Below are 26,495 nucleotides of genomic sequence, written 5' to 3' on the forward strand. Positions count from 1 at the left end.
TCGCCGGCTACGTCGCGATGGTGCTCGTCGTCCTTGCCATCGCGGTGCCCCTGGCGTGGGTGGTGCTCACCTCGTTCAAGGAGCGCGGCGACATCTACTCGCAGCCCGCGATCTGGTGGCCCCGGGTGTTCGCGGCCTCGAACTACTCCGACGCGACGACGTCGGTACCGTTCTGGCGGTTCCTCACCAACTCGGTGATCGTCACCGGCGCACTGGCGATCATCAAGTTCGTGCTCGGCATCGCCTCGGCCTACGGCCTGGTCTTCCTGCACTTCCCGTTCAAACGGTTGATCTTCGTCGTCGTGATCGCCGCGTTGATGGTGCCCAACCAGATCACCGTCATCGTCAACTACTCGCTAGTCGCGCAGCTCGGCTACCGGAACACGTTGCTGGGCATCATCGTCCCGCTCGCCGGCGTCGCTTTCGGCACGTTCCTCATGCGCAACCACTTCCTGTCCATCCCGGCCGAGATCATCGAGGCCGCGCGGATGGACGGTGCCGGACACATGCGCCTGCTGTGGCGGATCATCCTGCCGCTGTCGGGCCCGACGATGGTCGCCTTCGCCGTCATCACCATCGTCAACGAGTGGAACGAATACCTCTGGCCGTTCCTCATGGCCGACGACTCCTCGGTCGCGACACTGCCCGTCGGCCTGACGAAATTGCAGAACAGCGACGGTCTGACCAACTGGGGCCCGGTGATGGCCGCGACGGTCCTCGCGATGATCCCCGTCCTCGCCGTGTTCCTGGTGCTGCAGCGCCAGATGATCCGCGGCCTGACCTCCGGTGCGGTCAAGGGATGACCGCACCGACGCACCACCCGTTGCCGTCCGGAGAGAAAGAGTCATCACCATGGTCGAACTGAGCCGTCGCGGTTTCCTCGCCGCGAGCGTCACCGCAGCCGCAGGTGCGGTCCTCACCGCGTGCGTGGGCTCCGGCAACTCCGGGAGTGGTTCCAGCGGAGGGGATTCGAACACCATCACGTGGTGGTCGAGTCATCCGGGCAAATCGACGGACGTCGAGAAGGAGCTGATCACCCGGTTCCAGCAGGCGAACCCGTCACTGACGGTGCAGCTGGTCGACGGCGGCAAGAACTACGAGGAGGTGGCGCAGAAGTTCAACGCGGCGCTCTCCGGCGGCGCCGTGCCCGACGTCGTGATGCTCTCCGACGTCTGGTGGTTCAATTTCGCGCTGATCGGTGCGATCGCGCCGCTCGACGACCTGTTCGGCAAGGCCTCGGTGAACACCTCGGACTACGTGGACTCGCTGTACAACGACTACGCGTGGAACAACAAGCACTGGGCGCTGCCGTATGCGCGGTCGACCCCGCTCTTCTACTACAACAAGGCCCTCTGGCGGCAGGCCGGACTGCCGGACCGCGGACCGACGAGCTGGCAGGAGTTCGACGAGTGGGGGCCGCGACTGCAGTCCGTCGTCGGCTCGGGCAAACTCGCCCACGGCTGGGGCAATGCCACCGACTATCTCGGGTGGACGTTCCAGGGCCCCATGCGCACGTTCGGTGGACGGTACTCCGACCAGTTCGACCTGAAGTTCACCGAGCCGGGCTCGATAGCGGCCGCGAACTACCTCCGCAGCTCGATCCACGAGAAGCGCTACGCCGCCATCTCGAACGACATCGCCAACGACTTCGGCGCCGGGATCATCGCCTCGACCATCGCGTCCACGGGTGACCTCTCGGGCATCGCGAAGAACGCGGGGTTCGACGTCGGCACCGCGTTCCTGCCTGCGCCGAACGGCCCCGGTTGCGTCACCGGCGGAACAGGTCTGGCCATCCCGGCGAAGATCAGCGACGAGCGCAAGGTCAATGCGCTGACGTTCATCGACTTCATCACGAACACCGACAACACCTCGTACTTCTCGCAGAAGGTCGGGTACATGCCGGTGCGGAAGTCGGCGTTGTCGTCGGCCTCGACGCAGCAGTTCCTCGCGAAGAATCCGAACTTCGCGACCGCGGTGAACCAGTTGCCGAAGACGACGTCGCAGGACTACGCGCGAGTGTTCGTCCCCGGCGGCGACAAGATCATCGGCACCGGGTTCGAGCAGATCGGTCTGCGCAACGCGGACGTGAACTCCACGATGACGTCGGTGCAATCGCAGATCCAGCAGATCATCGACCGGCAGATCACGCCGAAGCTGCCGAAGTAAGCCGTGGCGTCCGTCGAATTCGATTCGGTCACCCGTGATTTCGGGTCCGGCCGTCCTGCGGTCGACCAGCTCTCGCTGTCCGTCGCCGACGGTGAGTTCCTGGTGCTCGTCGGCCCGTCGGGCTGCGGGAAGTCGACCAGTCTGCGCATGCTCGCCGGCCTCGAACCGATCCAGTCGGGCCGAGTGCTCATCGACGGGACCGACGTCAGCGGCCGGGCACCGAAGGCGCGCGACGTCGCCATGGTGTTCCAGAACTACGCGCTGTACCCCAACATGACTGTCGCCGACAACATGGGCTTCGCGCTCCGCAACGCAGGGATGAACAAGGCGGACACTGCGGCCGCCGTCGACGAGGCCGCGACGATGCTCGAGCTGACCGAGGTGCTCGGACGGAAGCCGTCGGCACTGTCGGGAGGGCAGCGACAGCGTGTCGCGATGGGCCGTGCGATCGTGCGCCGGCCCAAGGTGTTCTGCATGGACGAGCCGCTGAGCAATCTCGACGCCAAACTGCGCGTGAGCACGCGGTCCCAGATCGCCTCCCTGCAACGACGACTCGGCACCACCACCGTCTACGTCACCCACGATCAGGTGGAGGCGATGACGATGGGGGACAGGGTCGCTGTGCTGCGCGACGGCGTCCTGCAGCAGGTGGCCGCACCCCGGACGCTGTACCTCGATCCCGACAACGCCTTCGTCGCCGGGTTCATGGGATCGCCGGCGATGAACCTCGTTGACAACCTCTCGGTGCACGATCGCACGATCCGCCTGGGTGGCCTCGCGGTGCGGGCGCCGTCGGCGGTGTCGACCGCGACGGCGACGGTGGGGGTTCGGCCCGAGTCGTGGGAGGTCACCGCGCCGGGTGACGAGGCGTTCGATTGCCGGATCGACCTGGTCGAGGAACTCGGCGCCGAGCAGTTCGTCCACTGCGTCCCGCTCGACGAGTCCCTCGCCGTGCGGGGCGGCAAGGTGGTGGTCCGCGTCGACCACCGCCGCATCATGACCGTCGGCGACACCGTCGGACTCACCGCAGTCGACGACGACGCCTACTGGTTCGACGCGACGTCGGGTGATCGCATCCGCTGACGCTCCACCTCTGGTGTAGCCGCTCCGCCTACAGGGGGCAACGCTGGGACCGGAGCGGGGATGTGTGTCAATCCTCGGCGCGGGCCCATCTCGCTCCCACGAAGTCGCGGTTGCGGGCGGTCTCGACGAGCGTCCACCGGGACGCGGTGGGCATGACCGGACGCCCGGAGCCGAGGGTGCACGGCGCGTAGTGGACGACCATCTCGTCGACGAGGCCCGCGGTGACGAACTGCGCCGCGAGGTCACCGCCGCCCACGACCCAGACGTCGCGGCCGTCGGCGGCGTCCACGAGCTGCGGGTGGAGGTCCACGACGTCTCCCGCGAACGTGCGCACACCGGGGGCGACGACCTCCGCCGGGTGGTGAGTGACCACCCAGGTCGGTTGCTCGTAGGGCCACACGTCCGGCTCGTGACGGATCAGCCAGCGGTGGGTGGAGGCGCCCATCGCGATCGCGCCGACGCCGGTGATGAAGTCGTCGTAACCGCCGAAACCGGTGCCGTCGACGTCGTTGCGCATGAGCCAGTCGAGGCTGTCGTCGGCGTCGACGACGAAGCCGTCGAGGCTGGATGCGGTGTAGTAGATGGTCGCCACGGCGTGTCCCTCACATCTCGACGAGGATGGTCACCGGCCCGTCGTTGACGCTGTGGACGCGCATGTGCGCGCCGAACCGGCCGGTCGAGACGGTAGCGCCGAGGTCCGACACAGCGGTCACGAACCGGTCGACGAGCGGCTCGGCGACAGGACCCGGCGCGGCCGCGTTCCACGACGGCCGGCGGCCCTTGCGGACGTCACCGTAGAGCGTGAACTGGCTGACCACGAGCAGGGGAGCGTCCCGATCCGCCGCCGACGTCTCGTCGTCGAGGATCCGCAGGGTCCAGATCTTGTCGGCCATACGCCGTGCGGTGTCGGCGGTGTCGTCGTGCGTCACGCCGAGCAGCACCACGAGCCCCTGCGCGCCGGGTGCGAGGTCGAGCGCACCGACCGTCTCCCCGTCGACCTCGACGTGTGCCGCCGTCACCCGAGTCACCACTGCCTTCATGCCGCGAACGCTAGCGAGCGCGCCGACACCCGCCGACGAGCAGGTGGTCCGGTGTCAGCACCGCGTCAAGATCGCGCCGTGGGCCGTCAGGAGAGCGTTCAGATCGTGGTCGCGCGCGGGGGAGTGGGGCGACGGTGGTGAGGTGACCACCGCGCACCGCATCCATCCGACCTGCACCTCCGACATCGCGCTCTCCGCGCGCGGGGTGGTGGTGATCCCCGTCGACGACGTGACCGCGCTCTGCCACGAGGCCGTCGTGCGGGCGCGCTGTTTCGGTCGGATGGTGCGGGCTGTGCATGTCTGCGCCCGCGGCACCGACCACCAGCAGCTGCGCCGGCTCTGGCACGGCGAGCACCCTCTGGTCGACCTCGTCGTCCTCGACGCCGACCCGGGGGAGTCGCCGGCGGCGATCCTCGCCGAGTGGGTCGCGGTCATGGGGACGTTCGACGACATCCTCGTCGTGCTGGCCGATGGATCCCGGGAGAGCGAGGCCCGCGCGGTGTCCGTCGACCTCGCCGTGCGGCTGTCGCGGGCGTTCGCGGCGACACCGGCCACCCTCGTGGCGCGGATGCACTCGGTCTGAGCCGCGTATCGACCGTGCGTGTCCCGCAGGAAGCAACCGCACGGTGCCGGCGTTGGACGACGGCATGAGCACACCGACGGACAAGCACTCATTCGGTACGCACGGACTGTGGATCTGGCACGGCGGTCTCACGCCGGACCAGGCAGCGCGGGTGGAGCAGCTCGGCTACGGGACCATCTGGCTGGGCGGGTCGCCCGAGGACCTCGCCCCGGCACGCACTCTGCTCGAGGCGACCGACCGAATCCGCGTCGCGACCGGCATCACCAACATCTGGAACACCGACCCGCTGGCCATCGCCCGGGAGTTCGCCGACCTCGACAAGGACTTCCCCGGCCGTTTCTACCTCGGCGTCGGCGTGGGCCACCGCGAGGCGACCCAGGAGTACGCGTCGCCGTACGAGTCGATGGTCGACTACCTCGACAAGCTCGACGAGGGTGGCCTGCCGGTCGAGCGGCGTGTCCTCGCCGCACTCGGCCCCAAGATGTTGCGTCTCTCCGCCGACCGCGCGCTCGGTGCGCACCCGTACCTGACGCCGCCCGCGCACACCGAGTACGCCCGCGAGATCCTCGGTGCCGACGCGTTCCTCGCCCCCGAGCACAAGATCGTGCTCGAATCCGACCCGGAGACCGCACGGTCGATCGGTCGGCCGCCCGTCGACACGCCGTACCTGCACCTGCGCAACTACGTCGCCAACCTCAAGCGTCTGGGCTGGTCCGACGACGACATCGCCGACGGCGGCAGTGATGCCCTCATCGACGCGCTCGTCGCGCACGGGACGGGTGAACAGATCCGCGATCAGGTCGACGCGCATCTGGCGGCCGGGGCCGACCACGTCGCGATCCAGGTGCTGGGGGTCGAGGACGTCACCGATGTCCTGGAGCAGCTCCCCGCGGGCTGACCGCCGGCGGGCGCGATTTGGCCCATACCAGCGCAGACGCGTACAGTGGAGCGCTGGTGCGTGTCCACCGTTGCTGCCTGCCGTTCTCGGTCGGGAGACGGGTGGATCTGCACGTACCGACAAGGTAGACGACGAGTCCGCATCGCGGGCGGTGCCGCACGGCATCCGACCGGGTGTGGACGAGATTGTGGAGGACATGGCAAAGAAAGACGGCGCCATCGAGGTCGAGGGTCGCGTGGTCGAGCCTCTGCCCAACGCGATGTTCCGCATCGAGCTGGAGAACGGGCACAAGGTGCTCGCTCACATCAGCGGCAAGATGCGTCAGCACTACATCCGCATCCTCCCCGAGGATCGCGTCGTCGTGGAGCTCTCGCCCTACGACCTCGCCCGCGGCCGCATCGTCTACCGCTACAAGTAAGCGCCACACACCCCATCCCGAGAGGCACCGACGTGAAGGTCCAGCCGAGCGTCAAGCCGATCTGCGAGAAGTGCAAGGTGATCCGTCGTAACGGTCGGGTCATGGTGATCTGCGACAACCTGCGCCACAAGCAGCGTCAGGGCTGATCTGCACCGGACCCGTCGCGGTCCCGCAGTCGCTTGAGTGACACACAACTGCATATCGAACACATGAGACTCCCAGCGCCACCGGGGACAGACGCGTCCCCGGCCACCTCCGGACGAAGGCCGGAGCCCCACACGGGGGACGGACCGGGAGCAGACCTTCGAATCGAAAAGGAATCACCACATGGCACGTGTTGCCGGTGTGGATCTCCCGCGCGAGAAGCGCCTGGAGATCGCACTGACCTACATCTACGGAGTGGGTCGAACCACCTCGCAGCAGATCCTCGCGGGTACCGGGCTCAGCCCCGACCTGCGCGCGAAGGATCTCACCGACTCCGACGTCGCGAAGCTGCGCGAATACATCGAGGCGTCCGTCCAGGTCGAGGGTGACCTGCGCCGTGAGGTGCAGGGCGACATCCGCCGCAAGATCGAGATCGGCTGCTACCAGGGCATGCGTCATCGCCGTGGTCTGCCCGTGCGCGGTCAGCGGACCAAGACCAACGCCCGTACCCGCAAGGGCCCCAAGAAGACCATCGCCGGGAAGAAGAAGTAACGCATGCCTCCGAAGTCACGCGCTGCCGGCCCCAAGAAGGGCACGTCGCGCCGTCGCGAGAAGAAGAACGTCCCGCACGGCCACGCGCACATCAAGTCCACGTTCAACAACACGATCGTCTCGATCACCGACCCCGCAGGCAACGTGATCTCCTGGGCGTCCTCGGGCCATGTCGGCTTCAAGGGTTCGCGCAAGAGCACCCCGTTCGCCGCGCAGCTCGCCGCCGAGAACGCTGCCCGCAAGGCGCAGGAGAACGGCGTCAAGAAGGTCGACGTGTTCGTCAAGGGCCCGGGTTCGGGCCGTGAGACCGCGATCCGTTCGCTGCAGGCCGCCGGCCTGGAGGTGGGCACCATCTCCGACGTCACCCCCGCCCCCCACAACGGTTGCCGCCCGCCCAAGCGGCGCCGGGTCTAGTCGGGAAGGGAAGGAACCCACTCATGGCTCGTTACACCGGACCCGCCACCAAGAAGTCGCGCCGACTGCGCGTCGACCTCGTCGGTGGAGACCAGGCATTCGAACGTCGCCCCTATCCGCCCGGCCAGCACGGCCGCGCGCGGATCAAGGAGAGCGAATACCTCATGCAGCTGCAGGAGAAGCAGAAGGCTCGCTTCACCTACGGCGTCATGGAGAAGCAGTTCCGTCGCTACTACGAGGAGGCGAACCGTCGTAACGGCAAGACCGGCGACGAGCTGCTCCGCATCCTCGAGACCCGTCTGGACAACGTCGTCTACCGCGCGGGCCTGGCCCGCACGCGTCGTCAGTCGCGCCAGCTGGTCAGCCACGGCCATTTCACCGTCAACGGTGTGAAGGTCGACGTGCCCAGCTACCGCGTCTCGCAGTACGACATCATCGACGTCCGTCCGAAGTCGCTGCAGACCGTGCCGTTCCAGATCGCCCGCGAGATCCAGGGTGATCGGCCCGTTCCGGGCTGGCTGCAGGTCGTCCCGTCGACGCTGCGGATCCTCGTGCACCAGGTGCCCGACCGCGGTCAGATCGACGTGCCGCTCACCGAGCAGCTGATCGTCGAGTTCTACTCGAAGTAACGCGTGTGCTCCCCGCCGGCCTGTCCGGCGGGGAGTGCCTCGCCCGTCGGCAGACGTCGACGGGTTCTCTCGGGCGTCATATGGCGGATGCCCACACAGGAGGAATCACCACCCAATGCTCATCTCACAGCGACCCACCCTGTCCGAAGAGGTGCTGGCCGAGGACCGCTCGAAGTTCGTCATCGAGCCGCTCGAGCCCGGCTTCGGCTACACCCTCGGCAACTCGCTGCGGCGCACCCTGCTGTCGTCCATCCCGGGCGCGGCGGTCACCAGCATCCGCATCGACGGCGTGCTCCACGAGTTCACCACCGTCCCGGGGGTGAAGGAGGACGTCACCGACATCATCCTGAACCTCAAGGGCCTCGTGGTGTCCTCCGAGGAGGACGAGCCGGTCACCATGTACGTCCGCAAGCAGGGACCCGGCACCGTCACCGGCGCCGACATCGTCCCGCCGGCGGGTGTCACCGTGCACAACCCGGATCTGCACATCGCGACCCTGAACGACAAGGGCAAGCTCGAGATCGAGCTCGTCGTCGAGCGGGGCCGTGGCTACGTGCCGGCCGTGCAGAACAAGGCGTCGGGCGCCGAGATCGGCCGCATCCCGGTCGACTCGATCTACTCGCCCGTGCTCAAGGTGACCTACAAGGTCGAGGCGACCCGTGTCGAGCAGCGCACCGACTTCGACCGTCTCGTCCTCGACGTCGAGACCAAGAACTCGATCACCGCGCGGGACGCGCTGGCCTCGGCCGGCAAGACCCTCGTGGAGCTGTTCGGTCTGGCGCGGGAGCTCAACGTCGAGGCCGAGGGCATCGAGATCGGTCCGTCGCCGGCCGAGGCAGACCACATCGCCTCGTTCAGCCTGCCGATCGAGGACCTCGAGCTCACGGTGCGCTCGTACAACTGCCTCAAGCGCGAGGGCGTGCACACCGTCGGTGAGCTCGTCGCCCGCACGGAGTCGGATCTGCTCGACATCCGCAACTTCGGGCAGAAGTCGATCGACGAGGTGAAGGTCAAGCTGCACACGCTGGGCCTGTCGCTGAAGGACAGCCCCGCCAGCTTCGACCCGACGCAGGTCGCCGGGTACGACGCGAGCACGGGTACGTGGTCCGACGACGCATCGTTCTCCGATGCCGACGCGGGCGAGGATTACGCAGAGACCGAGCAGCTCTGACGAGCTGCCCTACCCTTCCCCTCCCGGCCGAGAGGCCGTGAGCGTCTTACAAGGAGACATCGATGCCCAAGCCCACCAAGGGCGCCCGTCTCGGCGGGTCGGCTTCGCACCAGAAGGCGATGCTGGCGAACCTCGCCACGTCGCTCTTCGAGCACGAGCGGATCACGACCACCGAGGCCAAGGCCAAGCGGCTGCGGCCCTACGCGGAGAAGCTGATCACCCACGCCAAGGCGGGCAGCCTCGCCCACCGTCGTGAGGTGCTCAAGGACATCCGCGACAAGGACGTGGTGCACAAGCTGTTCGCCGAGATCGGCCCCTCGTTCGCCGAGCGTGACGGCGGGTACACCCGCATCGTCAAGACGTTGCCCCGCAAGGGCGACAACGCGCCGATGGCCGTGATCGAGCTGGTGTCCGGCCCGACCGCGTCCAGCGAGGCCAGCCGGGCCACCCGTGTGGCCGCGTCGCAGAAGGCTGCCGCGCAGCCTGCTGCCGGCAGCTCCGCCGCCGACACCGCCGCCGAGGCCGCCGAGGACGAGAACAACGTCGTCGCGCAGGTCGAGGCGCAGGCGTCCGACGAGGCCGTCGAGAACGCCGACGCGGTCGCCGAGGGCGCCACGGAGGAGTCCTGGGCCGAGAGCGCTGCGGAGATCGTCGACGAGAAGGGCGCGGTCGCGGCCGAGCAGTCCGCCGACGAGAAGTCCGCTGACGACAGCAAGTGATCTCACGCCTCACGTGAGGACATCGAGCGAGCCCGCCCCCGACACCGTCGGCGGCGGGCTCGTTCGTCTGCGCCTGCAGATCGGCTACGACGGAACCGATTTCGCGGGGTGGGCCCGTCAGCCCGGGTTGCGGACGGTGTGCGGGACGCTCGAGGAGCACCTCACGACAGTCCTGCGCGTCCCGGTGTCGCTGACGGTCGCCGGTCGCACCGATGCGGGCGTCCACGCGACGGGTCAGGTGGCGCACTGCGACGTGCCCCTGAGCAGCCTCGAGACGCGCTCGGTGGACGGTGACCCCGCACGTCTCGTACGGCGGTTGACGAAGCTCCTCCCCGACGACGTGGTCGTCAAGGCGGTCGATGCCGTCGACCCCGCGTTCGACGCCCGGTTCGCGGCGCTGCGCCGTCACTATCGGTATCGGCTGACCGACACACCGTGGGGCGCCGAACCCGTTCGCGCGCGGGACACGTCGGTGTGGACGCGGCCGCTCGACATCACGGCCATGGAGGCCGCGAGTGCCTCCCTGTGCGGCCTCCATGACTTCGCGGCCTTCTGCCGCCGCCGGGAGGGCGCCACCACCGTCCGCGACCTGCAGCGGTTCACCTGGCGTCGCGACGCCGACGGGGTGCTCGTCGCCGACGTCAGCGCAGATGCGTTCTGCTGGTCGATGGTGCGGTCGTTGGTGGGTGCGGTGGCCGCGGTGGGCGAGGGGCGGCGCGATCTCGCCTGGTGTGCCGCACTCGTGGATCGCACCAGCCGGGCGGCCGACGTCCCGGTCGCACCGGCCCGTGGCCTGACGTTGATCGGCGTGGACTACCCGCCCGCGCACGAGTGGGCCCGACGCGCCGAGGTCACGCGCGACGTGCGCGACAGCCCCGACACCCCGGGCTGTTGCTGAGCGGTCAGGACCGCAGCAGCAACCCCCGTCCGTCCCGGGGACTGCCCACGAGGATGACGATGGCGTCGATGAACGCCCACAGGGCGACCGCGAACCACAGGAACACCCCGATGATGAAGACGAACGTGACCATCGCGACCAGGAACAGCACGAGCTGACACACCGCGATGGCCGTCGACCCCATGTAGAAGCGCCCGATGCCCAGCCATCCGAGGAAGAACTGCAGAAGGCCGGCGACGACCTTCGACCTGTCCGACAGCGGCTGGCCGGTCAGCGGATCACGTCCGTACGGGGCTCCGGCGTCGTATCCGCCGACGGGATGGCCGCCCTGTGCGTACGGCTGACCGTAGGGGTTCTGCGGGTAGGGGTTCTGGGCGTACGGGTTCTGCCCGTACGCGCTCGCGCCGTACTGGTCCTGCCCGTACTGCGGTGAGCCCGACTGCGGGTGGTCCGCGGGAGGCGGGTACGCGGCGGGCGGTGGGTAGGCCGCCGGCGGGGGATACGCGTCGGGGGCGGGTGTCCATGCCGTCGGGTCCGGGTCGCCCTTGCCCAGCGACACGCGGTCGTCGCCGCCGGGGGTGTTCGGTTCGCTCATGCGTGCAGTCTGGCAGATCGCTCGGACATCGGCGCCTGTGTCGTCAGGTGGCGCTGCGCTCCGATGCGAGCTCCTCGAGCACCGCTTCCTGGACCCGACGGGGACCCGTCAGGTCGTCGGGTCGGGCGCCGATCGTCAGCAGTTCCGACCACTCGTCGGTGTCGTGCTGCATGGGGGAGGTCGACGCCATGAAGCGTCGGACCGCGGCGACGAACCGCAGCGGATCGTCGTGGTGGGGGAAGTGGCCCGCGCCCTCGAAGCTCTCCAGCAGGGAGTGGGGCATGGCCGAATGGGCCAGCAGCGCATGGTGATGCGGGATGACGGTGTCCCCGGTGCCCCAGACCAGCATGACCGGCAGACGCACCGTCAGGTAGGACCGGTCGAGCATGGTGACGACCTGACCGCGCCAGTCGACGACGGCGCGCAGGGTGCGGGTGAAGGCCGCGTGGGCCGTCGCCTCGGCGAGACCGTCGACGATGCGCATCACCTCGGGGGCGTCGTGCAGGTGTTCACGCACGCGTCGCGGCAGGACCCGGGCGACGGGCGCCACGGCCCGGCCGCCCACGGTGCCCGCGAGATGGGACGCGGGTACCAGACCCGGGATGCGCAGGCCCGCGATGGCCGCGTTCACGCCGGGCAGTGCCAGCGCGCGCAGCATCGGGCTCACGTCACGGGTGACCCCGCCGGTGGACACCAGCACCAGTCGCTCGACGAACTCGGGGAACTGGTAGCAGAACTGCATCGCCACGCCGCCACCCAGGGAATGACCGATGACCGTCACCCGTCGGATGCCGACGACGGACAACAGGTCCCGCATCGCGTTCGCGTAGGCGGCGATGGAGTAGTCGGCGCGAGGCTTGTCCGACAGGCCGTGACCGAGCAGGTCGGGAGCGATGACCGTGTGGTCCGTCGCGAGCATGTCGATGATGTCCGACCACGCCGAGGAGTTGTCGCCGATGCCGTGGATGAGCAGCACCGCGGGTCCGTGTCCGGCCATCCGGAACGCCCGCCGGTAGCCGTGGATCGTCCGGTACTCGACGGTCTGCGTGCTGTCGGGCACGGCCTGCAGCACGGCGGGCTCGGCCCCGGGGGCCGTGACGTCGCGTCGCACCATGTCCGACTCCTCTCCGTGCTCGTCGGTCGGTGTCAGTGAACCGCAGTTCACGACGATCCGCGCGGTGAGATCACCGGGGACACGGGGATGAACGCCGTGCCACGCGCCGGTGAACCCTCGCCGCGGGACCGTCCCGGGACGGGCCCGGTCGAGGTGGGCGTGCGTATCGTCGGGTGGCGTGAACCCGTTCGACGTGTCCTCGTTCCTCGCGACGGGCGGGTTGATCGGACTCTGCGTCCTGGTGTTCGTGGAGACGGGACTGTTGATCGGCTTCGTCTTCCCCGGCGACTCCCTGTTGTTCACCGCCGGGATCCTCGCCGCCGCACCCGACCCCTATGCGCCACTGTGGGTCCCGTGCGTGCTGGTCCCGCTCTCGGCGGCGCTCGGCGACCAGTGCGGCTACCTCATCGGCCGTCGTGCCGGCGAGGGCGTGCTGCGCGGGCGGGTCATGCGGTTCATCGGCGACGGTCCGGTGGAGAAGACCCACCGCTTCTTCCTGCGGTACGGCGCGACCACGGTGTTCTTCGGGCGGTTCATCGGGATCGTCCGCACCCTCGTGCCGGTGCTCGCCGGGTTCACCGGCATGCGTCACCGCGACTTCACCGTGTTCAGCATCCTCGGCAGCGTCGTGTGGGGCGCCGGGATCATCGTCCTCGGCTACCTGCTCGGCAACGTGCCCGTCGTCGCCGACAACATCGACTGGTTCATCCTCGCCTCGGCATGCACCGTGATCGTGCCCATCGCCGCGCACCTCGTCCATCGCGGACTGCGTGCGCGGCGGGGCTGATCGGACCGGGCTGATCGGACCGGGGCTGATCGGACCGGGACCGGTCGACTAGCCGAGGAACGGGTCGACCCGGCGCAGGGTCGTCGACGAGAAGTCGTCGGCGACGACCGCGGCCAACTCCACCAGCGAGCGGTGTGTGTGCTTGTTCAGCAGGTCGAGGTCGACCTCGGCCCCCTCCGCGAGATGATCGTCGAACGGGATCATCTGCACCGCGCGGCACCGCGTCAGGAAGTGTTGGATGAGCTGCTTGGTGTCGATGGTCGACGAGCCCGACCGTGACGAACTGAGCACCACCACAGCACGACTCACGAGGTGTCCGTATCCGTGCGCCTGGAGCCAGTCGAGGGTGGCGCCGGCACTGCGGGCGCCGTCGATCGCCGGTGAGCTGACCAGGATGAGCGCGTTGGCCAGGTCGAGGACACCGTTCATGGCCGAGTGGCTCAGCCCGGTCCCGCAGTCGGTGATGATGATGTTGTAGAAGCGCTGCAACACCTTCATGACGCCGCGGTAGTCCTCCTCGCTGAAGGCCTCGGCGACAGCCGGATCCCGTTCGGAGGCGAGCACCTCGAGGCGACTCGGTGACTGCGAGGTGTGGGCGCGGACGTCGGAGTACCGATAGATCGAGTTGTCCGCCAACAGATCCCGGACGGTGGACCGGGTCTGCTGCGGGACCCGCTGTCCCAGGGTGCCCAGGTCGGGGTTGGCGTCGACGGCGATCACCCGATCACCCCGCAGCGACGAGAAGATCGACCCGAGGCCGACGGCGGTGGTGGTCTTGCCGACGCCCCCCTTGAGGGAGAGCACCGCGATCCGGTAGTCGCCGCGGACGGGTCGGTTCACCCGCTCGATGAGCTCCGCATAGTGCAGTGCGTCGGGGGAGTCGCCGGGGTTGATCGAGCCGCCCGACATGCGGTGCACGGCGCGACGCCATCCGCTGTGGGGTGCGCGACGGGCCTTGCGCAGCAGGGCGACCTCGTCGAGCGCGGCCGGCGACGAGTGCTGCCCGGTGAAGGCGCCGGGATGCGGCGGCGAGCCGTACGGTGCGCCCGGCGGGGGACCCGGGAGTTCGCCGTGGCCGGGTGCGCCCGGGAACGGGCGGGGACCGGAGTCCGGATGCTGGGGCGGCGGTCCCCATGGTGCACCCTGCGGTGGGACCGGGCCGGGACCACCGGGGCCCGGCGGCGGGAACTGTTGATCGGGGAAGCCCGGGTCCCGGAAGCCCGGGTCTCTGAAGCCCTGATCGGGGAAGCTCTGGTCGGGGAATCCCTGGCCCCGGAGGTCCGGGCCCGGGAACTCCTGGCCGCGGAAGTCCGGGCCGGGGAATCGCTGGTCGGGGAAACCCTGATCCGGGAAACCCCGATCCGGAAAGTTCTGGTTAGGGAAACCCGGGTCGGGGTATCCCGGATCGGGGGCGTTCTGGTCACGCGGGCCGGGCGGCGGCTGCGGTGCGCCCGCCCACGGTGGTGGCCCACCGGGGAACTGTCCGAACGGCGGCATCGGGCCTGCCGGGGGGCCCTGCTGGAACGGGCCCTGGTCGAGCGGGGCCTCGGTGAACGGGCCCTGATCGAATCGGCCCTGGTCGAACGGGGCCTCGGTGAAGGGGCCCTCGGTGAACGGAGGGGGTCCGCCGTCGCCGGTGAACGGCGGTGGTGTCGGCTGCTGGGGCACCTGTCCGGACGGGCCGTCGGTGTGGCGGTCGGGGTCGTCGCCGGGGGACCGCCCGCCGCCGGCGTCCTCACCCGGCCACGGGGCCGTCACCCACCGAGGGGTCTCGGGCTCCCAGGGCAGTTCGGAGCGGGTGCCCACCTGATCGGACGCGTCGACGTCGTCGACGTGGCGGCCGTGGTCATCGCGCCCCGTGTCGTGGTCCGTGGGCGCCGCGTCGGTGCCGTTCCCCGCGTCGGACCCGGACGGGCCGGTCTCGGTGTGCGGGTTCGACTGCAACCACGGCGGCGTCGCCGGGATGCCTCGATTGTCGGAACTCACGTGACATCATCCCCTGTGTGAATCGGTGCGCCGCGCATCGGCGCCGATGGGTCCGCCGAACTCCCGAGCCCCTCCCCGGACCCGGAACCGGTCGGTGACCGGGCGGACGACACCGACGAGTTTACTATCGCGCAGCGGTCCGGTTCGGGCCGACGAGTGGAGAGAGGTCAGCGATGTCGTCCGAGGGCTCCACCAAGGCGATCCTCGCCGCCCTGACCGCGAACGCGGGGATCGCGGCGGCGAAGTTCGTCGGGTTCGCCGTCACGGGGTCGTCGTCGATGCTGGCCGAGGCCGTCCACTCGGTGGCCGACACCTCCAACCAGGGCCTTCTGCTCGTCGGGCAGCGGTCCGCGCGCAAGGCGGCCGACCGGTTGCACCCGTTCGGCTACGGCCGTAGCCGGTACTTCTACTCGTTCGTCGTGGCGCTGGTCATCTTCTCGCTGGGTTCGCTGTTCGCCCTGTACGAGGGCATCGAGAAGGTCACCCATCCCCACGAACTCGAGTCGCCCGTCGTCGCGCTCGTCATCCTGCTGGTCGCGGTCGCGCTGGAGGGCTACAGCTTCACCACCGCGATGCGGGAGTCCCGCCCGCTCAAGGGCCGTGCGTCGTGGTGGCAGTTCATCCGGACCTCCCGCAACCCCGAGCTGCCGGTGGTCCTGCTCGAGGACGCCGGTGCCCTGGTGGGGCTACTGTTCGCCCTCGCCGGCGTCGGGTTGGCGACGGTCACGGGTGACGCGGTCTGGGACGGTGTCGGCACGATCGCGATCGGTGTGCTCCTCGGCGCGATCGCCATGATCCTCATCGTCGAGATGAAGAGCCTGCTCATCGGCGAGGGCGCGACGCCCGAGCAGGAGCGCGCGATCGTCGACGCGCTGACCTCGGCCGACGGCGTCGAACGGGTCATCCACTTCAAGACCCAGTACCTCGGCCCCGAGGAGATGCTCCTCGCCGCGAAGATCGCGATCCCGCCGGGCGCGAGCGCCACGGCCGTCGCCGACTGCATCGACGCGGCCGAGGCGCGGGTGCGGGAAGCGGTACCCGTCGCGCGGGTCGTCTACCTCGAGCCCGACATCGACCGCGGCTGACCTCGTCGCAGTCGGGTTCGTTCCGGTCGGGCCGTCCCGGTCCGGTCACGACCCGGCGTACCGGGCACTTCGGACGGCGGGTCGTGTCTAGAGTTGCCCCTGCACCGAATCCGACATTTCCGATCGTGATCGGTCCACCCGCGACACAGGAGGTCCGCATGACGCGGTCGCAGGATCCGGGGAGGTCGTTCCTCGGCTCACTGTCCCGGACGAAGTCCGTCGAGCAGTCGATGGCCGACACCGACGAACCCGGCTCACAGCTGAAGAAGAGCCTGTCGTGGTGGGACCTCACCGTGTTCGGGGTCTCGGTCGTCATCGGTGCGGGCATCTTCACCATCACCGCCTCGACAGCCGGCGACAAGGCCGGACCGGCCATCTCCATCTCGTTCGTGATGGCCGCCATCGCCTGCGGCCTCGCCGCGCTCTGCTACGCCGAGTTCGCCTCGACCGTCCCGGTCGCCGGGTCGGCGTACACCTTCGGGTACGCGACGTTCGGTGAGTTCCTCGCGTGGGTCCTCGGATGGGATCTGATCCTGGAGTTCGCGGTCGGCGCCGCGGTGGTCTCGAAGGGGTGGTCGAGCTACCTCGGCACCGTCTTCGGGTTCTCCGGCGGCACCGCCGACATCGGGGGACTCGACGTCGACTGGGGTGCGCTCGTCATCGTCGTCGCGATCACCGCGTTGCTGGTGCTGGGCACCAAGCTGTCGTCGGGGGTCAGTGCGGTCATCACCGGCATCAAGGTCACCGTCGTGCTGCTGGTGATCGTCGTCGGATTCTTCTACATCAAGACCTCGAACTACGGCCCGTTCATCCCGAAGTCCGAGCCGACCGAGAGCGGGGGGAGCTCGGTCGAGTCGACCCTGTTCTCGCTCATGACCGGCGGCGGCGACTCGAACTACGGCTGGTACGGACTGCTGGCCGCGGCGTCGATCGTCTTCTTCGCCTTCATCGGGTTCGACGTGGTCGCGACGACCGCCGAGGAGACCAAGAACCCCAAGCGCGACGTGCCGCGCGGCATCCTCTTCTCGCTGGGGATCGTGACCGTGCTCTACGTGCTGGTCACGATCGTGGTGACCGGGATGGTGTCCTACAAGGACCTGGCCACCTCGGCGGGTGACGGCGAGGCCAAGAACCTGGCGTACGCGTTCGGGCTCAACGGCGTCACGTGGGCCGAGAAGGTCATCTCGATCGGTGCGCTGGCCGGTCTGACGACGGTCGTCATGGTCCTCATGCTCGGCCAGTCGAGGGTCCTCTTCGCGATGGCACGCGACGGCCTGCTGCCCCGCGGACTGTCGAAGACGAGCAGGTTCGGCACCCCGGCGAGGATCCAGATCATCGTCGGCGCCGTGGTCGCGCTGGTGGCGGCGTTCTTCCCGATCAACAAGCTCGAGGAGATGGTCAACGTCGGGACGCTGTTCGCGTTCGTCGTCGTGGCGGCGGGCGTGCTCGTCCTGCGCCGGAAGCGCTCCGACCTCGAGCGCGGGTTCACCGTGCCGTGGATGCCGGTCATCCCGATCCTGGCGATCGTGTCCTGCGTCTGGCTGATGCTGAACCTCTCCGCGCTGACGTGGATCCGGTTCGTGATCTGGATGGTGATCGGCGTGGCGTTCTACTTCCTGTACAGCCGCGGGCACTCCATGGTCGGTCGGCGCGAGCGTGGCGAGGTCCCGAGTGCGCCCGAGAAGACGCTCACCTGAGCCCGCCCCGGCACCGCGCGCCGACGGGACCTGTCGAGCGTGTGGTGACGCGAAGGCCGACTTCGTGATGGTGGCGGCCGCGCGTGGGTGACGATCGTTCGCCTCGCTAGGATCAATGGCGTGTCCGACCAGCAGCGATCGCCGCGCACCGCGCCCGCACGCCGGGCGCGCGGCGGGGTTCACCAGCCGGCGTCCAGGACACTGCTGCGCGACGCTGTGCTGGACGCGATGCGCGAGCGGTGCCAGGAGTCGGACTGGTCGACGGTGACGATGACGGCGGTGGCCGACGCGGCGGGCGTGTCCCGGCAGACCGTCTACAACGAGTTCGGCAGTCGGCAGGGCCTCGCGACGGCGTACGCGATCCGCCTCACCGACGAGTTCTGCCGCGCTCTCGACGCCGCGGTCGACGCCCACGTCGGCAACATCCGCGCCGCGCTGCGAGAGGGCTACGAGACATACTTCGGTCTCGCCGCGGCGGACCCGCTGGTGCAGTCGTTGCTCTCGGGGGAGGCGAAGCCGGATCTGTTGCGGCTCATCACCACCGACGCCGCGCCGCTGCTGCTGCACGCCACGGAGGCACTCGCGGCGACCCTGCACCGCTCCTGGATCGGCGCCCCCTACGACGAGGCCCGACGGGTGTCGTCGTCCATCGGTCGCATGGCGCTGAGCTACATCGCGATGCCCCCCGAGGACGACGGCGACGTCGCCGACCATCTGGCGCATCTGTTCGAACCCGTCATCGCCGCCGTGGCCCGGTCCGCCGCCTGACCGACGCGCGCCGCGCGCCGGGTCTTGTCAGAGGTCACAGCACTCGGCCCGCTGGACAGGTCGTTCATGATTCGCCTTTCGCGACCAGGGCCTGTGTTCGTTAGCCTGATAGTCGACATCCGGGTACGCCCGGGTAGCCGCCATCCGGGCCCGCCCGGGAGACGCCGGGGACGACCCCGCCGCAATCGCCAGACCAGGAGTGATCGATGACATCGGTGCAGACAACCTTGACCGCGGACAGCAAGGGGGGGATCGACTACAAGGTCGCCGACCTCTCGCTGGCCGCGTACGGCCGGCTGGAGATCGACCTCGCCGAGGCCGAGATGCCCGGACTGATGGAGCTGCGTCGTGAGTACGCCGAGGTGCAGCCGCTCAAGGGTGCGCGCATCTCCGGGTCGCTGCACATGACCACCCAGACCGCCGTCCTGATCGAGACCCTGACGTCGCTGGGCGCCGAGGTCCGCTGGGCGTCGTGCAACATCTTCTCCACCCAGGACCACGCCGCAGCCGCGATCGTCGTCGGCCCCCACGGCACCCCCGAGGAGCCCCAGGGCGTCCCGGTCTTCGCCTGGAAGGGCGAGAGCCTGGAGGAGTACTGGTGGTGCGCCGAGCAGATGCTCACCTGGCCCGGCGAGCCCTGCAACATGATCCTCGACGACGGTGGCGACGCCACCATGATGGTGCTGCGCGGCGCGCAGTTCGAGAAGGCCGGCGTCGTGCCGCCCGTCGAGGACAACGACTCGGCCGAGTACACGATCTTCCTCAACCAGCTGCGTGAGCGCTTCGAGACCGACAAGACCAAGTGGTCGACCATCGCGGAGTCGGTCAAGGGCGTCACCGAGGAGACCACCACCGGCGTCCTGCGCCTGTACCAGTTCGCCGCCGCCGGCGAGCTGACCTTCCCGGCGATCAATGTCAACGACTCGGTCACCAAGAGCAAGTTCGACAACAAGTACGGCACCCGCCACTCGCTGATCGACGGCATCAACCGCGCCACCGACGTCCTCATCGGCGGCAAGAAGGTCCTCATCGCCGGGTACGGCGACGTGGGCAAGGGCTGCGCCGAGTCGCTCGCCGGCCAGGGCGCCCGCGTCCAGGTCACCGAGATCGACCCGATCAACGCGCTGCAGGCGCTCATGGACGGCTTCGACGTCGTCACCGTCGACGACGCGATCGGTCAGGCCGACATCGTGATCACCTCGACCGGCAACAAGGACATCATCACCCTCGATCACATGAAGGCCATGAAGGACAAGGCCATCCTGGGCAACATCGGCCACTTCGACAACGAGATCGACATGGCCGGCCTCGAGAGCTCCGGCGCCAAGCGCGTCATCGTCAAGCCGCAGGTCGACCAGTGGATCTTCGACTCCGGCAAGTCGATCATCGTGCTCTCCGAGGGTCGTCTGCTGAACCTGGGCAACGCCACCGGCCACCCGTCGTTCGTGATGAGCAACAGCTTCTCGAACCAGGTCATCGCCCAGATCGAGGTGTGGACCAAGAACGACGAGTACGACAACGAGGTCTACCGCCTGCCCAAGCACCTCGACGAGAAGGTCGCCAAGATCCACGTCGAGGCACTCGGCGGCAAGCTCACCAAGCTGACCAAGGACCAGGCGGAGTACATCAACGTCGACGTCGAGGGCCCGTACAAGCCCGAGCACTACCGGTACTGAGTCGGCTCGGCCGACGCGGTACTGAGTCGGCTCAGCGGTCTGACACCGCTGCCGCGACACGAATCCGCTCCCGCGACTGTGACCACAGTCGCGGGAGCGTTTCGTTGTCGCGGGTGGAGGATCTAGGCGGGAATCGAGGCCGAGGTGCAGGTGTTGTCGCGCACCCCGACGATCACCGCCTCGAGCCGCGCCCGTGTCGCGGACAGGTCGTCGATCTGCGCCGTCAGCCGCGTGTGCGCCTCGACGAGGCGGTCCAGGGTGTTCTCGGTGGCGACCCCGGTGTGCACGCACGGCAGCATCTCGCCGATGTCCCGGGTCGGCACCCCGGAGTCGATGAGGCAGCGGATCACCGACACCCGCTGTGCGGACTCCTCGTCGAACCGCCGTTGCCCACCGACGGTGCGATGCGCCCGGATCAACCCCTGCTCCTCGTAGTACCGCAGCGACCGCACCGACGTCCCGGTCGCCTCCGACAGCTCTCCGATGCGCATGACCGCCTCCTGTGACGCACGTCTCACCGTGAGGACTTGAACCTCACATCGGTGTCAGATCCTACGGTCGAGGCATGGAACTCACCACCGCCACCGTCCTCGTCACCGGCTCCAACCGCGGCATCGGCCTCGCCCTCGTCCGCGCATTCCTCGACGCGGGGGCCGCCCGCGTCTACGCGTCCTCGCGATCGGGCGCGGCGCCCGTCGACGACGAGCGGGTCGTCCCGCTGACCCTCGACGTCACCGACGCCGCCTCGGTCGAGAACGCCGCCCGCCTCGCCGACGACGTCGACATCGTCGTCAACAACGCCGGTGTGACGGCGATGCAGTCACTGCTGACCGGCGATCTCGACGCGATGCAGCGCGAGATGGACACCAACTTCTGGGGGCCGCTCCGGGTGACCCGGGCCCTCGCCCCGACGCTGGCCCGACGCGGCGGTGGGGTCGTCGTGACCGTCGCGTCGGCGTTGTCGCTCATCACGGTGGCCCAGGCCGGCTCGTACTCGGCGTCGAAGGCGGCGGTGTGGTCGGCCTCGGACGGGTTGCGCCTCGAACTCGCCGATCAGGGGACGCGGGTGATCACGGCGTTCCTCGCCGCGACCGACACCGACATGATGGCCGGTGCCGACATCCCGAAGAACGATCCGGCGGACGTGGCCGCCGCGATCCTCGCCGCCATCCGGGACGGGTCCGACGAGGTCTTCGTCGACGACGACAGCAGGGCGGCGAAGGCGGGCCTGTCGGCGCCGGTGGACGTGCGTTATCCGGGACTGGCGCAGACGCGACGCGCCCGTGCGTCAGACCAGGGTGTGCAGAACGGCGTCGTCTGAGTCGCTGATCGCCGTCCACGGCGAGCGCCACGAGCGCGCCACCAGATCGCGGTAGACGGCGAAGGTCGCGTGCTGCAGGGCGGTGTCGCGCTCGTAGGCGTCCAGCGCGCGGGACTCGTCGTCGGCCGCGCGGGACGTCGCCCGTGCGCGGGCGAGCTCGGGATCGGTCCCGAGAAGGATCTGCCGGTCCGGCACCGGCAGGGCGAACCGGTCGAACTCGAGCCGGGCGACCCACTCCACCGCGTCACCGTCGGCGGACTCCCCGAGGCGGGCGGCGGTGTACGCCGCGTTGGAGGCGACGTAGCGGTCCAGCAGCACCACGTCGTGCGTCGCCAGCAGGTCCCGGATCGCGTCGGCGGCGTCGCGCCGGTCGAGGGCGAACAGCATCGCCATGGCGTATGCGCTGGACCGGAGGTCACCGTGCTCGCCGTGCAACGCCTCGGAGGCGATGTCGGCGTGGACGGACTCCCCGTAGCGGGGGAACGCCATGGTCGCGACGGTGCGACCGTCCGCCTCCCACCGCGTCGTCAGGGTGTCCGCCATCGTCCGCTTGCCCGCGCCGTCGAGGCCCTCGACGACGATCAGTGTGCCCACACCCCCGGATGCTAGCGGCGCGTCACCGTGGACTGGGGGTGCACCAGTGTCACGATGGACGCCATGAAGCCCAGGATCCTTGTCGTCGACGACGACGCGGCGCTCGCCGAGATGCTCACCATCGTGCTCCGGGGTGAGGGCTTCGAACCGTTCGTCGTCGGTGACGGCACCCAGGCGTTGTCCGCCGTGCGCGACATCCGGCCCGATCTGGTCCTGCTCGACCTGATGCTGCCGGGCATGAACGGCATCGACGTGTGTCGCGTCCTGCGCGCCGACTCCGGTGTCCCCATCGTGATGCTGACGGCCAAGAGCGACACCGTCGACGTGGTGCTGGGTCTCGAGTCCGGTGCCGACGACTACATGGTCAAGCCGTTCAAGCCCAAGGAGCTCGTCGCCCGCGTCCGTGCCCGCCTGCGTCGCACCGACGAGGAGCCGGCCGAGCTGCTGTCGATCGGACCCGTGGAGATCGACGTGCCCGCGCACAAGGTCACCCGCGAGGGCACCCCGATCTCGTTGACACCGCTGGAGTTCGACCTCCTGGTGGCCCTGGCGCGCAAGCCGCGTCAGGTGTTCACGCGCGACGTCCTGCTCGAACAGGTGTGGGGCTACCGGCATCCCGCCGACACCCGCCTCGTGAACGTCCACGTGCAGCGACTGCGCGCGAAGGTCGAGACCGATCCCGAGAACCCTGAGGTCGTGCTGACGGTGAGGGGGGTCGGCTACAAGGCCGGCCCGCCGTGATCGGCCGCGGACGCCGGCGGATCAACCCGGCGTTCGGGCGGACCCTGCGTCGGTTCGCACTCGTCGGCCGCTTCATCGGGCGACGCTGGCGGCGATCGCTGCAGCTGCGCGTCGTCGTGTCCACGATGGTGCTGTCGCTGGCGATGCTGCTCGTCCTCGGGTTCGTGCTCACCAGCCAGATCACCGACCGTCTGCTCGAGCTGAAGCTGCGCGCGGCGACCGAGGAGATCGACCGCGCCCGGACCTCCGTGGAGCGTGACCTGTCCGGCGGCGACTCCAACGCCTCCATCGCCAACCGGCTCCGCCAGACCCGATCCATCCTCACCGACCGTGACGTCGACACCACGCCGTCGTCGGGCGTGGTCGGCACGTTCGACACGGTGCTCCTGGTGCCCGGCGGCGGCCCACGCGACACCGCGTCGGTGGGGCCGGTGGAGGAGATCCCGGACAACCTGCAGCGGATGGTGCGCGGCGGGCGGATCGCCTACCGGTACTCGTCGGTGTCCGGGACGTCGGGGGAGCGCACCCCGGTGCTCATCGTCGGCACCCCCACCTCGACCGGGATCGCCGGACTCGAGCTGTACCTGGTGTTCCCGCTGACCAACGAACAGAACACGGTGTCGCTGGTGCGCGGGACGCTGACCACCGGTGGCGTCGTGCTGTTGCTGCTGCTCGCGGCGATCGCAGGTCTGGTGTCGCGGCAGGTCGTGATCCCGGTGCGGTCGGCCTCGCGGATCGCGGTGCGTTTCGCCGACGGCCGGCTCAAGGAACGCATGCCGGTGCGCGGCGAGGACGACATGGCGCGACTGGCCATGTCGTTCAACGACATGGCGGAGAGCCTGTCGAAGCAGATCACCCACCTCGAGGAGTTCGGCGGGCTGCAGCGGCAGTTCACCTCCGACGTCAGCCACGAGCTGCGGACGCCGCTGACGACCGTGCGGATGGCGGCAGACGTCCTCTACGAGGACCGCGAGGAGCTCGACCCGGTGCGCAAGCGGTCGGTGGAGCTGATGAACAAGGAGCTCGACCGGTTCGAGACCCTGCTCAACGAGCTGCTCGAGATCTCGCGCCACGACGCGGGTGTCGCCGAGCTCGCCGCCGAGAAGGTCAGCATGAGCGTGCCCATCGACGGGGCGCTCGCCACGGTGCGTCACCTCGCCCAGGACACCGACACGCCCCTCGTGCTGGACCTGCCCGCCGAACCGGTCATCGCCGAGATCGACCCGCGCCGCGTCGAACGGATCCTGCGCAACCTGCTGGCCAACGCCATCGACCACGGCGACCAGAAGCCGGTGACCCTGACGATGCGGTCCGACGGCGACGCCGTCGCGATCACCGTGCGCGACAGGGGGATCGGCCTGCGCCCCGGCGAGGAGAAGTTGGTCTTCAACCGCTTCTGGCGGTCGGACCCGTCGCGGTTCCGCCGCTCGGGCGGCACCGGCCTGGGCCTGGCCATCAGCATCGAGGACGCCCGTCTGCACAACGGACGTCTCGAGGCCTGGGGTGAGCCCGGGCAGGGGGCCAACTTCCGGCTCACACTGCCCCTGGTGCGCGGCCACAAGATCCTGGGCAGTCCGTTGGCGCTCAAGCCGATCGGCCCTCGTAAGGTGTCCGGGCGTGAGTGACCTCGGGGGCCGTGCGACGGCGGGTCGTCGGACGGTCGACCGCCGGCGGACGGCGGTGCTGCTGATCCTGGCCGTGGTCGCGACGGTGCTGTCGGGGTGCGTGTCCATCCCGACGAGTTCCAGTCCCCAGCCGATCGGGACGCTGCCCAGCCGCGGTCCGTCGGCGGCGGTCCCGATCCCCCGCGCGGGGATGTCGCCCGAGGCCCTCGTGCGCGACTTCCTCAAGGCGACAGCCAATCCCGGGTCGAACCACCAGGCCGCCCGGCAGTACCTGACCGAATCCGCCGCGGCCGCATGGGACGACCGTGGTGACGCGCTCATCGTCGACCAGATCAGTGTCCTCACCGACACCCGTACCGACGACTCGTACTCGGTACGGGTCATCGCCGACAACACCGGCGCGCTGGCCACCGACGGCCATCTCGCACCGTCGACGGGTCGGGTGGAGAGCAGCCTGCGGTTGACCAGCGTCGACGGTCAGTGGCGTATCGACGGTGCGCTCCCGCGCGGCGTGATGATCGACCGCACCCAGTTCACGTCGAGTTACCGCACCCACGAGGTCTACTTCCCGTCGCCGTCGGGCGATCGCCTCGTGGCCGACCCGCGGTGGGTCTACGCGACCGGCGGCAGCCTGGCCGATCAGGTGGTCGACCTCGTCGTCGGCGGTCCGTCGGCGGAACTGGCCCCTGCCGTCGACCCCGTCCTGCCCGGTTCGGACTCGGTCCGCGCCACGGTGACCTCGACGGGATCGGGCGGGCGGGCACTGCGTTTCGCCGGCCTCGGCGGGCTCGACGCCCGCGGACGCGCGCTGTTCGCCGCCCAGCTGATCTGGTCGCTCTCGGCCGCCGACATCCCGGGCCCCTATGTCATCGAGGCCGACGGCGCCCCGCTCGACGAGCGGTACGCGGACGGCTGGACCACCGCCGACGTCGCCACACTCGACCCGTCGTCGTCGCCACGCTCGGCGACCGGGCTGCTCGTGATCCGGTCCGGCTCGCTGTTCCGCGTGTCCGACACCGCGTTGACGCCCGTCGGCGGTCCCCTCGGCAGCGGCGGGACGGTCCTGTCGGCGGCGGTCTCCGCCGACGGCGAACGGGTCGCGGCGGTCACGCGCACGACCACGGGACAACAACTCGTGCTGGGCGACCTCAACGGTCCGACGACCTCGGTGGCCTCCGGGCAGGTGATCACGCGCCCGTCGTTCGGGGCGGATCGCGACACGGTCTGGGCGGTCGTCGACGGTCAGGTGCAACGCTTCCGGCGGGACGCGACGGGCGCGGTGACCGGCGGGACCCCGATCGCGTCGTCGGGCGTGGCGGCCGTCGCCCGCGGGGACATCACCGAACTGCAGGTGTCCCGCGACGGCGCGCGGGTCGCCGCGATCGCCGGTGGGGTACCCGTGCTCGGCGTGGTCGCGACCGCCGCGGACGGCACGGTGTCGCTCACCGGCGTGCGTGTGGCGGCGTTCAACATCGGGTCCCAGACCGCGTCGCTGGACTGGGTGTCCGGCGACACCGTCGTGATGGCCCGGCGGACCTCCGACTCGCCGATCATCCAGGTGACCGTCGACGGCACCCCGGCGGTCGGTCTCCTCAGCGGGAACCTGACGCCGCCGGTCACCGCCGTCGTCGGCGACAGGTCCACGCTGTACGCCGCCGACGCCCGCGGGGTGCTGCGTCTCGGGAGCACCAACGGTGATCCCGACCAGTACTGGAACGAGGTCGGCCCGACGGTCGGCACCGGCGCCGTCCCGGTGATCGCGCAGTAGCGCTGCCTCATCCGGCAGCTGTG

29 protein-coding genes are annotated in these 26,495 nt (G+C 69.4%); 22 read left to right on the forward strand and 7 right to left on the reverse strand.

What is annotated here, in order from left to right:
• Positions 1–17 precede the first annotated feature (17 nt).
• The 3 genes from LX14_RS12550 to LX14_RS12560 are packed head-to-tail and all read left to right on the forward strand — an operon-like array spanning position 18 to position 3,249.
• Positions 18–803, forward strand: coding sequence for a carbohydrate ABC transporter permease (locus LX14_RS12550; RefSeq protein WP_253648002.1), 786 nt, complete (start codon positions 18–20; stop codon positions 801–803).
• A 49-nt stretch (positions 804–852) separates the two neighbouring features.
• Positions 853–2,166: an ABC transporter substrate-binding protein gene (locus LX14_RS12555; RefSeq protein ID WP_253647517.1), complete on the forward strand. Its 1,314-nt coding sequence runs from the start codon at positions 853–855 to the stop codon at positions 2,164–2,166.
• A 3-nt stretch (positions 2,167–2,169) separates the two neighbouring features.
• The gene (locus LX14_RS12560) at positions 2,170–3,249 is read left to right on the forward strand and encodes an ABC transporter ATP-binding protein (RefSeq protein WP_253647518.1); all 1,080 of its coding nucleotides are present in this window, start codon (positions 2,170–2,172) and stop codon (positions 3,247–3,249) included.
• A gap of 67 nt (positions 3,250–3,316) precedes the next feature.
• Here the strand turns inward: LX14_RS12560 and LX14_RS12565 are convergent, their stop codons facing one another.
• Positions 3,317–3,841 (reverse strand): dihydrofolate reductase family protein, encoded by a 525-nt coding sequence (locus tag LX14_RS12565; RefSeq protein WP_253647519.1) that lies wholly within the window; start codon positions 3,839–3,841, stop codon positions 3,317–3,319.
• Positions 3,842–3,851: 10 nt separating this feature from the next.
• Entirely contained in the window at positions 3,852–4,289 is a 438-nt protein-coding gene (gene dtd, locus LX14_RS12570) for a D-aminoacyl-tRNA deacylase (protein ID WP_253647520.1), read from the reverse strand.
• Positions 4,290–4,431: 142 nt separating this feature from the next.
• Between dtd and LX14_RS12575 the strand changes: the two genes are divergently transcribed.
• The 10 genes from LX14_RS12575 (at position 4,432) to truA (ending at position 10,715) form a co-directional block, all read left to right on the forward strand.
• Positions 4,432–4,872 carry a hypothetical protein gene (locus tag LX14_RS12575; RefSeq protein WP_253647521.1) on the forward strand — a complete coding sequence of 147 codons (441 nt, stop codon included), beginning with the start codon at positions 4,432–4,434 and terminating at the stop codon, positions 4,870–4,872.
• A 64-nt stretch (positions 4,873–4,936) separates the two neighbouring features.
• Complete coding sequence (locus LX14_RS12580; protein ID WP_253647522.1) at positions 4,937–5,770, forward strand: LLM class F420-dependent oxidoreductase; 834 nt, start codon at positions 4,937–4,939, stop codon at positions 5,768–5,770.
• A gap of 196 nt (positions 5,771–5,966) precedes the next feature.
• Entirely contained in the window at positions 5,967–6,188 is a 222-nt protein-coding gene (gene infA, locus LX14_RS12585; protein WP_007616247.1) for a translation initiation factor IF-1, read from the forward strand.
• 32 nt (positions 6,189–6,220) lie between these two features.
• Entirely contained in the window at positions 6,221–6,334 is a 114-nt protein-coding gene (rpmJ, locus tag LX14_RS12590) for a 50S ribosomal protein L36 (protein WP_040515091.1), read from the forward strand.
• 181 nt (positions 6,335–6,515) lie between these two features.
• Positions 6,516–6,884 carry a 30S ribosomal protein S13 gene (gene rpsM, locus LX14_RS12595; RefSeq protein ID WP_253647523.1) on the forward strand — a complete coding sequence of 123 codons (369 nt, stop codon included), beginning with the start codon at positions 6,516–6,518 and terminating at the stop codon, positions 6,882–6,884.
• 3 nt (positions 6,885–6,887) lie between these two features.
• A complete protein-coding gene (gene rpsK, locus LX14_RS12600) occupies positions 6,888–7,298 on the forward strand; it encodes a 30S ribosomal protein S11 (protein WP_253647524.1) in 411 nt (136 codons plus the stop codon).
• 23 nt (positions 7,299–7,321) lie between these two features.
• The gene (gene rpsD / locus LX14_RS12605; protein ID WP_253647525.1) at positions 7,322–7,927 is read left to right on the forward strand and encodes a 30S ribosomal protein S4; all 606 of its coding nucleotides are present in this window, start codon (positions 7,322–7,324) and stop codon (positions 7,925–7,927) included.
• A gap of 115 nt (positions 7,928–8,042) precedes the next feature.
• The gene (locus tag LX14_RS12610; RefSeq protein WP_253647526.1) at positions 8,043–9,098 is read left to right on the forward strand and encodes a DNA-directed RNA polymerase subunit alpha; all 1,056 of its coding nucleotides are present in this window, start codon (positions 8,043–8,045) and stop codon (positions 9,096–9,098) included.
• 62 nt (positions 9,099–9,160) lie between these two features.
• On the forward strand, positions 9,161–9,817 hold the full coding sequence (gene rplQ, locus LX14_RS12615) for a 50S ribosomal protein L17 (RefSeq protein WP_253647527.1): 657 nt from the start codon (positions 9,161–9,163) through the stop codon (positions 9,815–9,817).
• Positions 9,818–9,830: 13 nt separating this feature from the next.
• Positions 9,831–10,715, forward strand: coding sequence for a tRNA pseudouridine(38-40) synthase TruA (truA, locus tag LX14_RS12620; protein ID WP_253647528.1), 885 nt, complete (start codon positions 9,831–9,833; stop codon positions 10,713–10,715).
• A gap of 4 nt (positions 10,716–10,719) precedes the next feature.
• Here truA and LX14_RS12625 read toward each other — a convergent pair whose 3' ends face one another.
• A complete protein-coding gene (locus tag LX14_RS12625; RefSeq protein ID WP_253647529.1) occupies positions 10,720–11,310 on the reverse strand; it encodes a TM2 domain-containing protein in 591 nt (196 codons plus the stop codon).
• A gap of 43 nt (positions 11,311–11,353) precedes the next feature.
• Positions 11,354–12,424 carry an alpha/beta fold hydrolase gene (locus LX14_RS12630; protein WP_253647530.1) on the reverse strand — a complete coding sequence of 357 codons (1,071 nt, stop codon included), beginning with the start codon at positions 12,422–12,424 and terminating at the stop codon, positions 11,354–11,356.
• A 178-nt stretch (positions 12,425–12,602) separates the two neighbouring features.
• On the opposite strand from LX14_RS12630, the gene LX14_RS12635 reads away from it, so the two are divergent.
• The gene (locus LX14_RS12635; protein ID WP_253647531.1) at positions 12,603–13,211 is read left to right on the forward strand and encodes a DedA family protein; all 609 of its coding nucleotides are present in this window, start codon (positions 12,603–12,605) and stop codon (positions 13,209–13,211) included.
• Between the two features lie 48 nt (positions 13,212–13,259).
• Here the strand turns inward: LX14_RS12635 and LX14_RS12640 are convergent, their stop codons facing one another.
• Positions 13,260–14,708, reverse strand: coding sequence for a MinD/ParA family ATP-binding protein (locus LX14_RS12640; RefSeq protein WP_253648003.1), 1,449 nt, complete (start codon positions 14,706–14,708; stop codon positions 13,260–13,262).
• A 662-nt stretch (positions 14,709–15,370) separates the two neighbouring features.
• Between LX14_RS12640 and LX14_RS12645 the strand changes: the two genes are divergently transcribed.
• From LX14_RS12645 to ahcY, 4 genes are all read left to right on the forward strand, one after another.
• Entirely contained in the window at positions 15,371–16,282 is a 912-nt protein-coding gene (locus LX14_RS12645; protein ID WP_253647532.1) for a cation diffusion facilitator family transporter, read from the forward strand.
• Positions 16,283–16,440: 158 nt separating this feature from the next.
• Complete coding sequence (locus LX14_RS12650) at positions 16,441–17,979, forward strand: APC family permease (protein WP_253647533.1); 1,539 nt, start codon at positions 16,441–16,443, stop codon at positions 17,977–17,979.
• Positions 17,980–18,099: 120 nt separating this feature from the next.
• On the forward strand, positions 18,100–18,747 hold the full coding sequence (locus LX14_RS12655; RefSeq protein WP_253647534.1) for a TetR/AcrR family transcriptional regulator: 648 nt from the start codon (positions 18,100–18,102) through the stop codon (positions 18,745–18,747).
• Positions 18,748–18,953: 206 nt separating this feature from the next.
• On the forward strand, positions 18,954–20,423 hold the full coding sequence (gene ahcY, locus LX14_RS12660; protein WP_253647535.1) for an adenosylhomocysteinase: 1,470 nt from the start codon (positions 18,954–18,956) through the stop codon (positions 20,421–20,423).
• Positions 20,424–20,545: 122 nt separating this feature from the next.
• On the opposite strand, the gene LX14_RS12665 is transcribed toward ahcY, so the two are convergent.
• Positions 20,546–20,914 carry a MerR family transcriptional regulator gene (locus tag LX14_RS12665; protein WP_253647536.1) on the reverse strand — a complete coding sequence of 123 codons (369 nt, stop codon included), beginning with the start codon at positions 20,912–20,914 and terminating at the stop codon, positions 20,546–20,548.
• Positions 20,915–20,988: 74 nt separating this feature from the next.
• On the opposite strand from LX14_RS12665, the gene LX14_RS12670 reads away from it, so the two are divergent.
• The gene (locus tag LX14_RS12670) at positions 20,989–21,744 is read left to right on the forward strand and encodes an SDR family oxidoreductase (RefSeq protein WP_253647537.1); all 756 of its coding nucleotides are present in this window, start codon (positions 20,989–20,991) and stop codon (positions 21,742–21,744) included.
• On the opposite strand, the gene LX14_RS12675 is transcribed toward LX14_RS12670, so the two are convergent.
• Positions 21,712–22,338 carry a dTMP kinase gene (locus LX14_RS12675; protein ID WP_253647538.1) on the reverse strand — a complete coding sequence of 209 codons (627 nt, stop codon included), beginning with the start codon at positions 22,336–22,338 and terminating at the stop codon, positions 21,712–21,714. The two genes, LX14_RS12670 and LX14_RS12675, sit on opposite strands and share 33 nt — an antisense overlap.
• Before the next feature lie 54 nt (positions 22,339–22,392).
• On the opposite strand from LX14_RS12675, the gene mtrA reads away from it, so the two are divergent.
• The 3 genes from mtrA to LX14_RS12690 are packed head-to-tail and all read left to right on the forward strand — an operon-like array spanning position 22,393 to position 26,472.
• Positions 22,393–23,079: an MtrAB system response regulator MtrA gene (mtrA, locus tag LX14_RS12680; RefSeq protein ID WP_253647539.1), complete on the forward strand. Its 687-nt coding sequence runs from the start codon at positions 22,393–22,395 to the stop codon at positions 23,077–23,079.
• Positions 23,076–24,704, forward strand: a complete 1,629-nt coding sequence (gene mtrB, locus LX14_RS12685) for an MtrAB system histidine kinase MtrB (RefSeq protein WP_308214100.1) — start codon at positions 23,076–23,078, stop codon at positions 24,702–24,704. Before mtrA ends, mtrB begins: the two co-directional genes overlap by 4 nt.
• Positions 24,697–26,472, forward strand: coding sequence for an LpqB family beta-propeller domain-containing protein (locus LX14_RS12690; RefSeq protein ID WP_253647540.1), 1,776 nt, complete (start codon positions 24,697–24,699; stop codon positions 26,470–26,472). Before mtrB ends, LX14_RS12690 begins: the two co-directional genes overlap by 8 nt.
• Positions 26,473–26,495 lie beyond the last annotated feature (23 nt).

Source organism: Williamsia deligens (assembly GCF_024171765.1).
GTDB lineage: Bacteria > Actinomycetota > Actinomycetes > Mycobacteriales > Mycobacteriaceae > Williamsia_A > Williamsia_A deligens.

Coding starts and splice junctions, on each gene's coding strand:
- LX14_RS12630 (WP_253647530.1), bottom strand. CDS start 12,424: ATGGTGCGACGCGACGTCACGGCCCCCGGGGCCGAGCCCGCCGTGCTG.
- LX14_RS12650 (WP_253647533.1), top strand. CDS start 16,441: ATGACGCGGTCGCAGGATCCGGGGAGGTCGTTCCTCGGCTCACTGTCC.
- rpsK (WP_253647524.1), top strand. CDS start 6,888: ATGCCTCCGAAGTCACGCGCTGCCGGCCCCAAGAAGGGCACGTCGCGC.
- dtd (WP_253647520.1), bottom strand. CDS start 4,289: ATGAAGGCAGTGGTGACTCGGGTGACGGCGGCACACGTCGAGGTCGAC.
- LX14_RS12580 (WP_253647522.1), top strand. CDS start 4,937: ATGAGCACACCGACGGACAAGCACTCATTCGGTACGCACGGACTGTGG.
- mtrA (WP_253647539.1), top strand. CDS start 22,393: ATGGACGCCATGAAGCCCAGGATCCTTGTCGTCGACGACGACGCGGCG.
- rplQ (WP_253647527.1), top strand. CDS start 9,161: ATGCCCAAGCCCACCAAGGGCGCCCGTCTCGGCGGGTCGGCTTCGCAC.
- LX14_RS12640 (WP_253648003.1), bottom strand. CDS start 14,708: ATGCCGCCGTTCGGACAGTTCCCCGGTGGGCCACCACCGTGGGCGGGC.
- LX14_RS12645 (WP_253647532.1), top strand. CDS start 15,371: ATGTCGTCCGAGGGCTCCACCAAGGCGATCCTCGCCGCCCTGACCGCG.
- LX14_RS12665 (WP_253647536.1), bottom strand. CDS start 20,914: ATGCGCATCGGAGAGCTGTCGGAGGCGACCGGGACGTCGGTGCGGTCG.
- LX14_RS12555 (WP_253647517.1), top strand. CDS start 853: ATGGTCGAACTGAGCCGTCGCGGTTTCCTCGCCGCGAGCGTCACCGCA.
- rpsM (WP_253647523.1), top strand. CDS start 6,516: ATGGCACGTGTTGCCGGTGTGGATCTCCCGCGCGAGAAGCGCCTGGAG.
- LX14_RS12670 (WP_253647537.1), top strand. CDS start 20,989: ATGGAACTCACCACCGCCACCGTCCTCGTCACCGGCTCCAACCGCGGC.
- LX14_RS12550 (WP_253648002.1), top strand. CDS start 18: ATGGTGCTCGTCGTCCTTGCCATCGCGGTGCCCCTGGCGTGGGTGGTG.
- ahcY (WP_253647535.1), top strand. CDS start 18,954: ATGACATCGGTGCAGACAACCTTGACCGCGGACAGCAAGGGGGGGATC.
- LX14_RS12610 (WP_253647526.1), top strand. CDS start 8,043: ATGCTCATCTCACAGCGACCCACCCTGTCCGAAGAGGTGCTGGCCGAG.
- infA (WP_007616247.1), top strand. CDS start 5,967: ATGGCAAAGAAAGACGGCGCCATCGAGGTCGAGGGTCGCGTGGTCGAG.
- LX14_RS12625 (WP_253647529.1), bottom strand. CDS start 11,310: ATGAGCGAACCGAACACCCCCGGCGGCGACGACCGCGTGTCGCTGGGC.
- rpsD (WP_253647525.1), top strand. CDS start 7,322: ATGGCTCGTTACACCGGACCCGCCACCAAGAAGTCGCGCCGACTGCGC.